The sequence below is a fragment of the Kordiimonas sp. SCSIO 12603 genome (assembly GCF_024398035.1).
Lineage (GTDB): Bacteria > Pseudomonadota > Alphaproteobacteria > Sphingomonadales > Kordiimonadaceae > Kordiimonas.
Map to the genome: position 1 here is coordinate 1,101,518 of NZ_CP073748.1, position 14,289 is coordinate 1,115,806.

13 protein-coding genes are annotated in these 14,289 nt (G+C 40.3%); 9 read left to right on the forward strand and 4 right to left on the reverse strand.

Annotation, left to right across the window (positions count from 1 at the left end; genetic code table 11):
• Window position 1: 1 nt before the first annotated feature.
• From KFE96_RS04915 to KFE96_RS04925, 3 genes are all read right to left on the reverse strand, one after another.
• Complete coding sequence (locus KFE96_RS04915) at window positions 2-1,570, reverse strand: AAA family ATPase (RefSeq protein WP_255834877.1); 1,569 nt, start codon at window positions 1,568-1,570, stop codon at window positions 2-4.
• Between the two features lie 534 nt (window positions 1,571-2,104).
• On the reverse strand, window positions 2,105-3,535 hold the full coding sequence (locus KFE96_RS04920; RefSeq protein WP_255834878.1) for a hypothetical protein: 1,431 nt from the start codon (window positions 3,533-3,535) through the stop codon (window positions 2,105-2,107).
• A 134-nt stretch (window positions 3,536-3,669) separates the two neighbouring features.
• Window positions 3,670-4,587 carry a cyclic GMP-AMP synthase DncV-like nucleotidyltransferase gene (locus KFE96_RS04925; protein ID WP_255834879.1) on the reverse strand — a complete coding sequence of 306 codons (918 nt, stop codon included), beginning with the start codon at window positions 4,585-4,587 and terminating at the stop codon, window positions 3,670-3,672.
• A 97-nt stretch (window positions 4,588-4,684) separates the two neighbouring features.
• Here KFE96_RS04925 and KFE96_RS04930 point away from each other — a divergent pair, with 97 nt between their 5' ends.
• Window positions 4,685-6,238 carry a nucleotidyltransferase gene (locus KFE96_RS04930; RefSeq protein ID WP_255834880.1) on the forward strand — a complete coding sequence of 518 codons (1,554 nt, stop codon included), beginning with the start codon at window positions 4,685-4,687 and terminating at the stop codon, window positions 6,236-6,238.
• Window positions 6,239-6,247: 9 nt separating this feature from the next.
• A complete protein-coding gene (locus KFE96_RS04935; RefSeq protein WP_255834881.1) occupies window positions 6,248-7,345 on the forward strand; it encodes an SAVED domain-containing protein in 1,098 nt (365 codons plus the stop codon).
• A gap of 353 nt (window positions 7,346-7,698) precedes the next feature.
• Here the strand turns inward: KFE96_RS04935 and KFE96_RS04940 are convergent, their stop codons facing one another.
• The gene (locus KFE96_RS04940; RefSeq protein WP_255834882.1) at window positions 7,699-7,956 is read right to left on the reverse strand and encodes a helix-turn-helix domain-containing protein; all 258 of its coding nucleotides are present in this window, start codon (window positions 7,954-7,956) and stop codon (window positions 7,699-7,701) included.
• 122 nt (window positions 7,957-8,078) lie between these two features.
• On the opposite strand from KFE96_RS04940, the gene KFE96_RS04945 reads away from it, so the two are divergent.
• From KFE96_RS04945 to KFE96_RS04975, 7 genes are all read left to right on the forward strand, one after another.
• The gene (locus KFE96_RS04945) at window positions 8,079-8,474 is read left to right on the forward strand and encodes a hypothetical protein (protein ID WP_255834883.1); all 396 of its coding nucleotides are present in this window, start codon (window positions 8,079-8,081) and stop codon (window positions 8,472-8,474) included.
• A complete protein-coding gene (locus tag KFE96_RS04950; protein WP_255834884.1) occupies window positions 8,455-8,808 on the forward strand; it encodes a hypothetical protein in 354 nt (117 codons plus the stop codon). Before KFE96_RS04945 ends, KFE96_RS04950 begins: the two co-directional genes overlap by 20 nt.
• A 555-nt stretch (window positions 8,809-9,363) precedes the next feature.
• Complete coding sequence (locus tag KFE96_RS04955) at window positions 9,364-9,801, forward strand: hypothetical protein (RefSeq protein WP_255834886.1); 438 nt, start codon at window positions 9,364-9,366, stop codon at window positions 9,799-9,801.
• Window positions 9,802-10,283: 482 nt separating this feature from the next.
• Window positions 10,284-11,231: an SH3 domain-containing protein gene (locus KFE96_RS04960; protein WP_255834887.1), complete on the forward strand. Its 948-nt coding sequence runs from the start codon at window positions 10,284-10,286 to the stop codon at window positions 11,229-11,231.
• Window positions 11,232-11,411: 180 nt separating this feature from the next.
• Entirely contained in the window at window positions 11,412-11,966 is a 555-nt protein-coding gene (locus tag KFE96_RS04965) for a hypothetical protein (protein WP_255834888.1), read from the forward strand.
• Between the two features lie 377 nt (window positions 11,967-12,343).
• Window positions 12,344-12,562 (forward strand): hypothetical protein, encoded by a 219-nt coding sequence (locus KFE96_RS04970; protein WP_255834889.1) that lies wholly within the window; start codon window positions 12,344-12,346, stop codon window positions 12,560-12,562.
• A gap of 316 nt (window positions 12,563-12,878) precedes the next feature.
• Entirely contained in the window at window positions 12,879-14,213 is a 1,335-nt protein-coding gene (locus KFE96_RS04975) for a helix-turn-helix domain-containing protein (RefSeq protein ID WP_255834890.1), read from the forward strand.
• The last annotated feature ends 76 nt before the right edge of the window (window positions 14,214-14,289 follow it).

A 14,289-nucleotide genomic window follows, 5' to 3' on the forward strand; every position in this document is an offset into this window, starting at 1 on the left:
CTCAGAATGGATTTTTTTTATTTACAATCATAGCTTGAAGAATTGATCTCCCTTCTAAGCCAAGCTGATTATCAAATTTTTCAAGGATGGCATTGTATGAATGATTTTGATCAACTTCTTTTTGTAAGAGAGCATGAAAACCAGACTTTTCGATTTCTAACTTAAAAACTTCACGTGTTAAAATTCCAACATTTTCACCAAATGTTTCTATCGCTGGGCGATCAAATGAAATCTCTTTGCCATATCTATAAATTTTCCAAACACATTTTCTAGGTACTTCTTGAAGCACTACGGGGGAATGTGTTGCAATAATAGCAACGCCATTTTGCTGTAAAAGTAAATCCGATAGAACTCTTATAAATGCCGATAGTAAGGGAGCATGCAAATGACTTTCGGGTTCATCTAATAGTACTAAAGTCTTTTCAGTTACAGTAGCTACTAGGCGTGTTATTGTTAACAACACAATTGCATGCCCAGAGCTCATACGTCTAAGTGTAGGGATAACTTTTTCTCTAAATATTTCGTCATAGCGGGGCCCTGTATTCTCTCTCACTTCCTGCATAGTCTGTTGAAATTGGTCGCGTAAGAAATCAAGGTTCATAGAAGAGAAGTTTTGATCTGAACATAGACCTTCAATAGCGGTGAGCCACCTCTTCGTTTTCATTTCGTCTTGAAAGCATGTCAATAATGCAGTGACACAATCGTCAAGCAAATCTTGAATCCCGCGATGACTATCTGAACTTTGTGGATCTTTGAGGCCTATATAAAAATAACATGTACCTTTTGCAGGGTCTGGCTGTTCTGATGGAGGAGAAAATGGGTCAAATGCGCTAAAAGAGACAGAGACTAGATTGCTAAAGTAATCTGAACCGATAGGCTGTTCAACTAAGTTTGCTTCATCTATCAGGATTCCCTTACTTTCTTGAGGGCGGCAAATAGTGTTGATGATACCATTTAATAGAGTGGTTTTACCTACACCATTTCTGCCTATAAGCGCATGTATATTGGTGTTAGGCTTAGCATCGACTTCAACTTTGAAGCTTACGTCCATTTTGCCAAATAAGTCTTCCTCTGAATGATAATACCTAAAGGTATAATTTGTTAATTCGGCTTCGCCATTTAGAACACGATGAAATTTCCCTTTAATTTCTGAAATAGTATAGCTTCTGAGTAGTGAAGTGCCGAAGACCCTTTCCTCTCGTATCTTCTCCATAAGAGTTGGCTTTTTTACAAGATCTTGTAAGGCGTCTAGATAATAATTTTTTACCGCATCCGGTACTTGTGATAGTGCTTTGTAGTAGGAGGTGCCTTGCCCTAGTGAAAAATAACCTTCCCCCAGAGAAGAGAATGTTGTTTCCAATACAGAGCTTGTCGTAATATTTGCTGTTTGCCCTTTAAAAGCTATTTTGACACCGCCAAGGTCGTGCCTGGTACCTCTTAGGTCAAAGAGGTAAACATAAAAGAAGGTCTCAAATGAATAGTCATTCCAATTATCTATTTGTAGATATACTTGACCATGTGCTCTGTCAGGCGGGCTAGTCCCTCGCTCTAATAAATGAAAGGTTAGCATCTGTTATCTCATTTTTTACAATTTATTGATGCTTTATACCTCTATAAATTAAAATTAATAGTAATTTCCCTTACTGTTGTATAAGTGGCCTTTCGCGTGTAATTGAACTGGTAATAATATTCCTAAAACACACTCTAACTTGTTTGAGATGAGCCCCACCACCATCTGTTTTCATCTATAACCGCAACTATTCACGAATGTTCGATATCCAGGCTTCTCTCACTCTGCTTTTTTGATGGAACCAAAACACTTACTTATTCAGAACATCAATTCTTTGCCATAAACGCTGACATGGGATGAGAGGAATAACACCTTCTGCTAGTGGCAATAGGTGTTCTTGGAGTTGCGGAAATGTGTTCGGTGACCGGATACATACCTCTTTAATGCCAACTGACGGGCTCATGTGTTCAGTGATTAAACATGGTGGTTTTCTCTATAAACCAGCAAACAATAAGGTTGGTTATCTTTAGTGAGTCATTTTGTCCTATTATCAAACCCAGCGGAGGGGGTACTGATGACCTTAAGAATAATGGACTATTTGATTTCAGTTCCAGATGGTTCTTGTATATTCTTTCTTGGGTGACCGATAGCGCAATAATCAATATAAAACTCCACCCCAATCAGGCGTAAAATAATTCGATGAAATAGAACTTTGAGGACTTTAATATCTCTAATTATTTTTACGGTATCAGAATAGTCTGGTGCTGTGCCGTGAGCGGCTTTGTTTCTTTGTTTCCAAACTTTTTTTTCAGCTTGAGACATATTAAGACCTAATAGTGTAAAGACTTTTTCATTCACTTTGCTTGTAGGTGATTGATTAAGTCCACTAGTGATTTTGTTATGTAAAATTTCTCTTACGTCGGCTGGTATTTCAAACTCGTCTAAAACATTGACCATTCTTTGAGAAATTGGACGCCAGCTTTCTTTTGTTAGTAGGGTATGATTAACCATACTATCAGGTATTTTCGCATATGCTGTCAGTAATGCTTCAATACAGCCTCCAAAATGCACAGGCGCTATATGAGCTGGCGCACAAACTGCATGCCAATATTGCCATATTAGATGTTCAAAATCATACTTTTCATAGTGTTCATAAAGCGCCGCTACAAGGGAAGTTAGTCTATTTCGATCGATTACATTTTCAGTAGTCTCATCCAGGAAAGTTGTCGGCAATGTAGTCATACGAAATGCCTGATCATTCAATGTGTACGGACTGATAGATTCAAAAGAAACCAACTGCCAATCACTATCAAAAATACTAAACCCGGTTGAAAGAAGTGGACGACCAAGTGCAAACGATAAACAGTTTCTGATCTTCTTTCGTTCTCGGCCGGTTACATCGGAAAGGTACAATATATATCCAGGTTGGACCTTTTGCTTTTCTGACTCAATCCATACTAGGTAAAACTCAATTTTACCTAATTGAACAAAAACAGCAGACCGTCCGCCAGATACAGATCTAACTTGATTGGAAATCTCGATCTTTTTCTCACCATCTCCAATGGCGTCAACATGCTTACTGGCAGTTTGTTTCTCTACTGGATCAGGCCACATGAATACATTATCATGGACGTTCTCCAACCAATCGACGGTATATGTGCCCGTTACATCTTCTTTCAGTATAGCGCTTACAGACTGAACAGTAGATTTTACAGTAAGCCATTCTTTTCCGCCACGATCTGTTGAAGTCCTAGAATATGGGTTGACCGCATTTAGGATAATTTCAAAGCCATTGATATGTCTAAGCTGAACGGATTCTGTAAGCTCTCTTAAGGTGCCAACAGGATATTTATTCTTAAAGGAGGCGGCATGTCCTTCAGATTTTGTAGTCATCAACAATTTATGGTCTGAATCTCTTTTTAATTTTAGATCCTGCACAGATTGCTGGGTTGGACCAGCGTCAATGACTTCAAATGCGCCATGTACAAGCATGTTAGTAAAAGGATCTGAATTAAATACAGTCATAAACGAGTTCCAGTCCAGATAGGCTCTATCATTAATTTGATGTGATAAATTTCGCATTTACTATGGCATGGTGCGAGGAAGCCCTAAAACCACATCATTTTGGTGGAAAAATGTATGTGAACGAAAAACTCAAGTCATTTTGATCCAAAGTTTTGGCCGAAAAGTGCTTGCCATTTTTGAAGACTTGAATTGCGCCCAGGCTCACTAATCGCGTCATCAACTCTTAATTTAAGAGATCGAATCTGCCGCTTAAAGTTTTGGTAGTTTACTTCTTCCCAGTTCCTGTTGAAGTTCTCCTTTTCGTAAGCCGGATTTTTGATAAGAGGGGTAGTTTCGTTATGGGAAAGATAATTGTCCACTCTTGTGAGAATAGTTTGAAGGCTAGTAGGAATATCGGTAAAGTCCCTCTCTCGTTCATTGTTTCGAATACAGTTACCGATAAGAGTGGTCATCAATATAGATTTTACTGCGAAAGTCTGCTTATGGTCTCGCATGTATTTAAGAAGTTGTATGACTTTTCTCAGGTTGGCGCCTGGAACAACAGCTTTTTTCTTTTCAAGCCACATTGCAAATCCATCACCGTCGGTACGCTCATATCTGCCTAAATTACGATTACAAACGAAGTAAGTTTCTTTTCTGAAAAATATCAACTCGGATTCTTGCCTGATAATACAGGGGACTACATCAAGATGAAAATCTCCCGCATAATCAAGGGTAACGCATCGCGTCTTACGCGAAACCTTGCTTGAATAAGTAGGACTTTTTTTGAAAGCACTGTATATCTGATCGAGATAGTCTGAAGCTTTCCATCGAGAGTTTGGCTGGAGGAGAACGAGCATATCGGCATCATACTCCTTCTTGGGAAGAGGCTGTATCATTGTTCCATGTCTCCAGGACCCTTGCATCTGAATAGAGACAATACGGTGCGACCATTTTGTTTTTTTTAGAAAAGACTCCACGGAAGTAATGTGTTGTTTCAATCTTATTGTTCGTTTCCGATCGAGTTTGACATGCTGGTTGTAGAACTGATCAAACAGTTTGGTTTGTTTCAATAGTATTTCTCTAAATTTGATAAATGGGTAGTATTTTTACAACTTATAACATACTTAAGTTTCTATATGAAAATTAGGACCATTTAGGAAGCTAAATTTGGAAACTGTATTGTTGAATTTTGATCAAGAAGCACTTGACGCTGTTCTTTACGAAATAGCTGACAAGATCCAGTTAAGCGCAACCAAATATGATCTGGCTAAAGATCGTTATAAAGCTATAGCAGATCACTTGAATGAGAAGGAAAGCGAAGTTGCCAGGTTTTCCCCCCATATTTATCCGCAAGGATCTTTTAGAATTCAAACAGCCGTCTCTAACTCTGATGAGAAGGATGAATTTGATATTGATCTCATTCTAGAGATGAATATTGATACGGACAATGATCCGGACGTGGTACTAGATAGCGTTTGTCGAAGTCTGGATAGAGGGCGTTATAAAGGCAAGGTAGAAAAGAAACGACGATGTGTTCAGGTGCAATATAGTGATATGCACTTAGATGTGACACCTGCTGTCTTGTTGAGCAAAGGCTTGCCATCTCGTCCCAGCCAAATTTTTGATTGCCATCCTAACCGAGCTAACCATGTGGAGGCCGCTCCAGAAGGATTCGCTTTATGGTTTGACGAACAGGTATTGCCTTCTCAACTTCTTGAGAGCCGGCGGTTAGTTGCTAAGGCTAGTGTTGACCCAGTTCCTGACCAAAAACAACTAGAAGAAAAGCCTCCGAAGCTTGTGGCTCTTCAGTTAATCAAACGTTGGCGCGATATGCAGGATAGCCGTCGAAAAGGCGACGACGAGAAAATACCCTCGATCTTACTATCCAAATTGGCTGCTGATTATTTAGAGGGAGGTGATCAAAGTCTCTATTCTGTACTAACGCACATGACTTCCCATCTGATTAGGCTTATGTCACAAGACTTAGGAGCAGTTCTTAACCCGAGTTACGAACGCGACGTATTCACTGACCGTTGGCCTGGGGCGAGGACGACTTCTGATGCTTTACCCTCAAATCAGGAAATCTTCCTTGAAGATTTGAAAGTTCTGAAAGCTAACCTTGATGAAATGGCCGGTGCAAGTCCCAACCGTCATAGAGAATTGATGAAAACGATGTTTGGCGAACGATCCAGTGCAAGTGGGTCTGCTTTATATGAGGGGAGCAATTTTGCTCAGCAACAGGGCCTTGCAACCGACAAGGATCTAGTTGAGCGCATTATTGCAGGTGGGAAAGCATTTCTTACATCGCTGTCTCTAGGAACCTCATATGAGAAGCAACCCAAATGGCCTATGATACCCAGTTGTTTTGTTCAGGTGACGGCAAGTATACACGCAGAAAAACGCGGTCAATTGCTTCGGCAAATTGAAAATGGCGGTGCAGTTGGTATTGGAAAGCATATTTGTTTCAGGGCAATAGGGCGTTCGATGCGACCGGATGGTTCAACTTTTCCCAGAGGAAGTGTAATTCATTGGCGGGTGACAAACACTGGCAAAGTTGCAGCTCGGGAGAAACAACTGCGTGGCGATTTTAATGATGATACCGGTATTTCCCTATGGGAGCATGCGGCTTATGAGGGGATCCATTGGGTACAGGCTTATGTCGTTGATATGCGCGGAAATTGTATCGGGCAATCTGAGCGGTTTTGCATAGTGGTATCGTAGGGGGTGATTATGAAAGAGGTAGCACTAGCAGTCATTGATTACTTTAAGACTAAGATGCTGAGGCTCTCACCAGCAGCTCTATATGTTTATGTTGGCATGTTTTTGATAAGTTCTGCGTTATCATTGGGATTGTTTTTCGACTTTGAACTTTCTTATGGTCCGTTTGGGAGTAGTTTTAGTATCGCAGACCGTCAATCGTGGCCGGTTGGTGTCCAATATGTTTTGTTGTTTTTGGGACTGATTTCTTTTGGTTATGGATTGATTATTGTTCATCCAAGGCATTTAAAGAGAGTGCAAGAGGCAACTCTGCGGCAGAGGGTTGTTGTGGTTGAGCACCGTGGTTTGACTTTCGCGGTGAACAAAGCCGTTTGTGATGCTGTGCCACCTGAATTTCTTGGACGGCGAGAAGAGATATCCATAGATCAGACACCTTATGTTTCAGGGAATAGCAGAGTAAATGATCCAGGAAAGTCTTTGGAAGAAGTACTTCATATCCGGCGGGATATTGACGGTCGAGTTAAGGCCGTAGACAAAAACGATGTCACGGTGATTTACGGCGGGCTTGCATCGGTGCCATTTACCTTTCTGACTGGTTATTTGATTGACGATGATAATGACGTGGAGGTGATGGACTGGGACCGTTTCAATGGAAAATGGAAACACATCAAACCTACACAAAGTGAAGTCACAGAAGCGGAAATTATCGGATTGGCTGAAGCAAAGTTTGCTGATGAAGTAATATTAGCGCTGTCTATATCTCACCGTTGTGATCTTCAGGTTCTTGCCGATGTATTTCCAGGCCTTCCGATTGTTCATATGGATACAGGAGATTACCAGCCAAATAATCACTGGGATAAGAAACAGCAAGGTAGGTGGGCTGAGCAGTTTGTGAAGCTTATCCGGACATTGGGCAGTACAAAAAAAATACACCTCACTATTGCTGCTCAAAACAGCGTAGTTTTTAATCTTGGGCGCACTTATGACAGAAGAAATAGTCCGGCACTTTATGTCTATCAATATGAGCGGGATGAAGACCCAGCTTATCCATGGGCAATTGATGTACCGCGAACTGGCAATATGGCGAAAATTGTTAGAATTGGAACATGAAACCAATATTTATGGCAACTTCAACTAGGATTGGTAGTTGTCGACTTGAGAGTGTCTCTAGCTGTAATTTTTCAGCATATGTGTTGGTGTAACTTTGTGTTAGTTAATGGGATAACAAACGTCTCTACCTGATAGAACAACAACGCTTTAGAAGTTTTGCAATAGATTTTCACTAAACCTATTACTCTGTATAATGGGACTTTTTCTAGAGAGCGACTGATGAGAATTCTTGAGACTGATTTAGTTGCAAAAGTCCTGGGTCGTCAAATTGTACCTTTAAAAAAAAGAGGCTTCTAGTCCATGTAAGTTGTAGGGTATTCCGAGGTCATGTAATGAGTTGCTTGATTATGACTCTATTTGTTTTTGGAAATCTCTGCTTCAATAGTTGCTACGGCATCTGCAAATAGTTTTGATGGTTCGATACCAAGCGCAATAGCAAATTCATATAACTCCGTTACCTGAACCCCTCTTTCAAAGCGTTCAAGCTTCCACAAACTATTAGCATCCCAACCAAGTCTGTTGGCTAACTCTTTTTGGGTAATTCTTCTGCGTTTACGTTCAGCCAAAAGCATTAAAGCTACGGCATCACGAACATGGGAATGCTTAGGCATACAAACTAATCTACATTTGATTTTTCCTTTTTATAAAAAATTTCAAAAACCTGCTTGTTTCAATGTGTGATATTCATGTATGTCTCCAAAAAGGAGATATACGTGAAAAAAAGGACCGTTATATGCGAATAACTCTAGATTTAAATTGGAGCGAAGATGGTCAATTAACGTTAGAACAAGTCTTGCCTTGCAATACTCAGGGAGAGAACTTGAGTATGTATGAGGTCATTGATCAAAATCATGCTGAATATACAAAACACCGCCACTCAGTGAAAACAGCTATCAATTTCTCTGCGTTACCTAAAACATTCAAAGATGAATTTGATAATTTTTGCTCAAAACATGAAATGGTAAGCAAAGAAGTGTTGATTGAAGCAATGCGTTTAATTGGCCAGCAATATGATCATGAGGGGCTTGCTACTTATCCAAGATGGCGCGATTTAACTAGCCGTCCGCTCAATCGTTATCGTGATTACTATAATATCAGGTCAACAAGTTATGACTCTAGTTCCGGATAGAATTATAACTAAGCCGGACGGTACTAAAGTCCGAACACTTGATAGGAATTACTTGCTTGATGGAGAGAAGCTCATACCGTTGCCTGAGCTCTTATCAATGATAGAAGTAACTTTCGACAAAGTGCCGAGCTTCATGGATTTGATCCTTGAACGCTTACGAACCGAAGAAAAACAATCGGGCGATAAGGAATTGATTAGCTACATCATTGTTAAAGGTGGCCATTACAGCTTAGCGGGGCAAGATCAATGTTGCCGTTTACTATGGCAGGCAGCAGTTCATTTACTCGTAATGAATCAAGTTAATCATGTGGTGGAAATCCCAAAGCAGGAATAGTTGTGTCGAAGTTAAGTTTGAAGTTTGAAGTTTGAAGTTTGATTCTCTTGTAAAGTGGTCAAAAAAGCAAGAGGTAGAACCTCTTGCTCTTACGTTGCTAGGTAAAATGCTAGTCTCGGTTTTTTACTTCCTTGTAAGCCAACCAGGCTAACATCAAACTGGATAGCTCAATCACTAACTCCAGTGACATGATCTGTACTCCTTCGGAGATACCCGAAAAAATACTGATCATATGGAAATGATTTCAGCTTATGCATTCCTGCATATCTCCGAAATATGAGCAAGCCAATACTCGTTTCCACTGTATCCTATAACCGCGCCAAGATACCTTTTGAACAACTTTAGTTATCTTGTGTCCTCAGCTGGCTTCTGCTTCGGTAAGATAGATTATCTATAACAGCTTCCTGTTATATCCAATATATGTGCACCACCCTCCGGAATTGTAAGAGCACAACATTAGCGGAGGTAGTATTTTTCCCACATTTACAATCTGCTCCCTTTTTGTTCTCATGCTATACTATATACATGCCCCAACCGAATAAACATGACACCGGCTTGAATGATCCAGGCAAACTGGCACGGCGACTGCTTGCAACCCTTCTGCCTGTGATCGAGTTGAACTGTAATGATCATGTGAACAAGGAAGTTATGCGTGCCGCTGATGGCTGCATATCGGCCTATCAGCATTTGATCAGACTACTGATGATGCATGATGAAGAGATTTCAAGCGTTGAAGAAAAAAGCCGCACACTTCAAATAACCCGCGATGAAGTATTCAAGCAAATGAGCAATCCGGAACTGACAGTCGAAGTTGCTGAAGCTTACCGAAATTATCTGATGCACTTGAATAGATTGATCGAGGCACACGATGGCGGATGGCGAGAGCGTATGTTTCCGATTTCTCCGGAACCAGACACAGGCGGCAATGCATTAAAAAACACTCGCTCAAGATCAACATGTGTTCGTTTATTGTCAAAATCGAGAATGCACTGAATATGGGGAACAAAAACAAATATCGATCGCATCTTGAACAAAGCTCAAGGGCGGCGATTATCCCCTTCAAGGGATTAAATATAGATGCTCATCCTGTCAGTCCAGAAACGTTTCAAAGATCGCGCCTTGGCAAGTGTTTCATCCCAACACAAAACGTGACAGATAAGCGGCACCAAAAAAACTGCGGATGATGTAAATCTATATTACACTATCACCACGTCATAAATAAATTGCCCCGGCACGCACATTCAGTGTGCGCTTTCCGAAATGTAACGAAGGCTTCAGCTCATCAGTTGGGGTCTTTTTTATTACTTATTGCCCACTAGTATCAACAAATGTATTTTGCAATTTATGGGGAAAATTGGGCGTGAGTATGTTTAATTCAATGAACATTCATCTAGTACCTGAACGACGACAATAATCGATTAATACAACTGCTCAATAAAAGGATCACTAGATCAGAGATAATTAAGGATCTAAAAATGCCACTGCTTTTTACAAACATTGCCATTACGCTTCTTGGTTTAGGAGCAACACTCTCGGCATTTGGCGGCGAGACTTGGTTAAAGGGCGACGCCCCCCTTGTGCAGCGAATAACTAAACGAGGCTGGATATCCCTAGTATGCATTCTCTCTGCAATAGTTTTAGGAGTAATCAAAGAGGTTTCCCAACATCAAAGCAGAGTTGCTACCGCTAAAGAACAAAAGTGGCTTAATAATGAAATAATCAGGCTCACGAATGATTTAACTGAAGCAGCTAACATCCTGGCTGATACAGAGGCCAAGATAAGCGAACAACAACTTGCCTCTTTAGAAGCAGCCTTTCAGGTATCTCACACGAAACCTGGAACGGCAGACGATGATGTTGTTCATCTCAGGGGTCAAGAGGAGGTCATACCTCGTTCTAGACATTCCTCTACAATGCAACTGTATTGGGGGGACGAATTTAAATACACAATTATTGCTCCAAAAGCATCCGCCAACGACTTATCAAAACTTGCTCTACGTGTAGGCGATCGAACTTACCCTCTGCATGAAAGCCCAACCAAGGTGACGTATGAAAGGAGCATTCGGATTTACGGTACCGACCCTCGCCCTATGGAGGCTAAGATATTAAACCCAGAAGGCCTTAAAGATGTAATGCTCAAGATTACTGTTCTTAGTACCGATGCTTCCAGAGGTCAGAAAAAATTTCGCAGAATAGTTTTATCAGGTATTTGGGCTGAAATCGCCAAGAAAATGTATAAAAGAACTAATGCTGATATCCTCAACATCAGGTTTGAGCCGGACACATCATCCAATATGGTGGGAAGGTTAACACGCGGATCTTTTGTAAGAGTTCTCCAATCTCAAAACATGTGGACGGAAGTTGCAACGCCAGAAGGACGACAAGGGTGGGTAAGGTCTGAGTACATTGTAGATATTGAATAATTGAAAGGTCACAAATATCTAATTCTATACATAGCTCCCTCTCCCAGGCACGCACATTCAGTGTGTGCTTTCCGAAATGTAAGAAAGGCTTCAGCAGCTAGGGCTTTTTTTTTGCAATAGACAAAATCACCTAATAGTTTTGTTTCTCGCGTAAATTACTAATATTGGGGGATTGAAAAAATGGACACAAAAACAGATCAGAATGAAAAACACTCTTGGGGCGATATTGAAACAGTTATCGATTCAGTACTTAAAGTTCTTTTAAGCATCGCTATCCTAATTTTCGTTTTCTATTCGACTTGGTTTTACTTCACATCAAACGGCAGTCTACTTTCTAAATCCGCCTCAGATTGGGGGTCTTTTGGTGACTTTTTCGGCGGTATTTTCAACCCACTGATTTCATCTGTAATGCTGTATATATTGTTTCAGTCATTCAAAACACAGCGCCAGGAGCTAAGGTCTGTTTCATCTGAAATGAAAGCATCCGTGAAGTTAAACGCACTGCAGTCATTGCATCAAATAACCAGTGAAGAATTGCGAATAAACAAACAGGAACTTATTCAATATCAAAAAAATCTTGAACAACTAGGCAATCCCCCGATCAAATCGCTTAAGCATCTCCAGAAAAGAAATACCGTTAATAAAAAAATCAACAGCTTGGGAATGGCCAGATTAGTTCTTGAAAAGAAACAGGAACGAATAGTTAACGATATAAACAAATACATCGCCCCTTAGGCGAAAATGATTGGTAGGTGGTTCTTGAACATGAGCCCGATAGATATTCCGAGTAATAGTCACACTTCTTGAGATACAATCTATTTCCACAAGCACATTCAGTGTGCGTTTTTCGGAAAATAAGAGAGGCTTCAGCACTAGCTGAGGTCTTTTTTTTTTTTGAAAATGACAATTTCGAAATTTTGCCAGTCTTAGCTGCATAAATAACTATGCCGATGATTGATGCTGCTCTGTTGAAACAGAATTTCGGGGGGCAAATTACTTAAATTGATAAATACATATGAAAACAATTTCGAAGGAGAAGACATATGTAAAATCCATAAGAATAGAGATGAAATTAAATATGTATAAAACGATCAAACTTAGGAGAATTACTTATGATCAATTTAACAATTAACGAACAAGCGGGGATCACTTTTTATAAGGAACGCATCACAGCATTACAGATGAATATTCGAAGAAATGAAAGGTATTTTAGTCGTTCAATGCAGCACGCCATATTTCGTGATGAAAAGGCGATTGCAAAGTGGCGTATCGCATTGGTGAACTATCTGACTATTATTTTAAGAAAACGTATCAATCCTCGTCCTAGCTAACCACTAAATAGGTTTATAAGCGATCAGAATATCAGCGGCGTTCTCCGCTTCTAGTATTCTTGGTCGCTTTACATAATCATAAACAGGGTGACATACTGCCGAAGCATGCTCATTTAGTGTGTACTTCTTTATATGTAAGAAAGGCTGCGATACCAATTCAGACTTTGTAAATGGGTGAGGTACTAGTTATCCATTCATGTTTACTCTTATTGATCGCTTGTCTACGAGATTTAGTCTTGAATATAAAAAAAAACGCAGCATAGATGAATATCTTATGTGTGCTTGCTGGATTTGAAAACAATTTATACGAGTTTATATGGATATTACTGAAACATTACTCGCGCTAATTCTTAATCCCCGGGAAAAGTTAGATATTGAATACAAAGACTGGTTGAATCTTGGCGATGGAAGACATAAAGCCAAGATTGCAAAGTCGATAATTGCTCTTGCCAATCAAGGAGGTGGGTTTTTAGTGATTGGTTTTAGGGAAATAAGAGAAAATCTTTTACCTCAAGAGCGTCCTAACGACTTGGCTGTAATCGATCAAGACGGCATCAACGCCATTGTTCGAAGATATATCTCTCCTACTTTTCACTGTGAACTTCATATGGCAGCACACCCTGATACTGGTACTGAATACCCAATAGTAATTGTACCAGGACCCCATCCTGTTCCAGTTATGTCCATTCGCGCGTACGATGGAGAATTGAGGCAGCACACCTGTTATATGCGTAAACCTGGTCCCTTAAGTGAGCCACCTCGGACAGCTGACGAATGGCGAACAATCTTCGACCAATGTCTTCGCGCAGGTAGAGACGATCTGCTTGATGCTTTTCGATCAATTATGGCAGGTTCAGTTGCTACTCCAGATATCGATGCGGATCATATGCAGCAGCTATCAGACTTCTGTCTTCAATCAGATGATCGTTGGCGAGAGTTAACAGATGAATTGCCCGCAGGGCACGTAGCCCAATTTCCATTGGGGAGCTATGAGTTAGCTTTTTCATTACTTGACGCTGAACCAGTGGCTACATTGCCCATGCTAAACGGTCATTTAGATCATGCACGTGGCGTTAATCTATCCGGATGGAGTCCATTTCTCAAACAAACTGATCGGCAAGCTGCTCCTAGAGTGTTTAATGGTAATGTCGAAGCATGGGTTGGGGGGGGCCAAAATGAACGACTGGAGATGTTTAATCAACCCGCGTATAAAGACTATTGGAATGTTTCGCCAAACAACCTTCTCTATACGAAACGCGGTTATCATGAAGATAGCATTCGTGATATTGAGGTTGGAACAATTATTGATATTGTTAAGCCAATCAAGGTTGTTGCTGAAGGATTATTGTTTGCCTCAAGATATGCTGGTTCAATTGGTTATGAAGGGTCTATTGCAATTATTGTTGGTTTCACAGGTCTTCGTGGAAGAAGGTTAAGCTCAATTAATATTGCGCGGCCAATTTATGAGGATAGAATTGCAGAGCAAAATGAATGGCGTGGTGAAACTGTTATTGAATTAGCTGATATAGAAAATAATCTCCCAGAAGTCCTTCATTCCTTCCTTAGTTCTTTCTATGAACTATTTGATTTTTTCCCATTGTCTCTTGCATTGGTCAGAGAAGCTGTTGAGGAGCTCTTGAATCGTAGATAAAACACCAAGCTCTGTAGATAGTAACTTAATTTATAGGCGTTTGTATGTGATCCATTAACATCAATGTAGCCACTCT

Bases quoted from the DNA above. Each gene is read 5' to 3' on its own strand.
- KFE96_RS04945 (WP_255834883.1), top strand. From the start codon at position 8,079: ATGCGAATAACTCTAGATTTAAATTGGAGCGAAGATGGTCAATTAACG.
- KFE96_RS04915 (WP_255834877.1), bottom strand. From the start codon at position 1,570: ATGCTAACCTTTCATTTATTAGAGCGAGGGACTAGCCCGCCTGACAGA.
- KFE96_RS04920 (WP_255834878.1), bottom strand. From the start codon at position 3,535: ATGACTGTATTTAATTCAGATCCTTTTACTAACATGCTTGTACATGGC.
- KFE96_RS04935 (WP_255834881.1), top strand. From the start codon at position 6,248: ATGAAAGAGGTAGCACTAGCAGTCATTGATTACTTTAAGACTAAGATG.
- KFE96_RS04965 (WP_255834888.1), top strand. From the start codon at position 11,412: ATGGACACAAAAACAGATCAGAATGAAAAACACTCTTGGGGCGATATT.
- KFE96_RS04950 (WP_255834884.1), top strand. From the start codon at position 8,455: ATGACTCTAGTTCCGGATAGAATTATAACTAAGCCGGACGGTACTAAA.
- KFE96_RS04975 (WP_255834890.1), top strand. From the start codon at position 12,879: ATGGATATTACTGAAACATTACTCGCGCTAATTCTTAATCCCCGGGAA.
- KFE96_RS04970 (WP_255834889.1), top strand. From the start codon at position 12,344: ATGATCAATTTAACAATTAACGAACAAGCGGGGATCACTTTTTATAAG.
- KFE96_RS04940 (WP_255834882.1), bottom strand. From the start codon at position 7,956: ATGCCTAAGCATTCCCATGTTCGTGATGCCGTAGCTTTAATGCTTTTG.
- KFE96_RS04960 (WP_255834887.1), top strand. From the start codon at position 10,284: ATGCCACTGCTTTTTACAAACATTGCCATTACGCTTCTTGGTTTAGGA.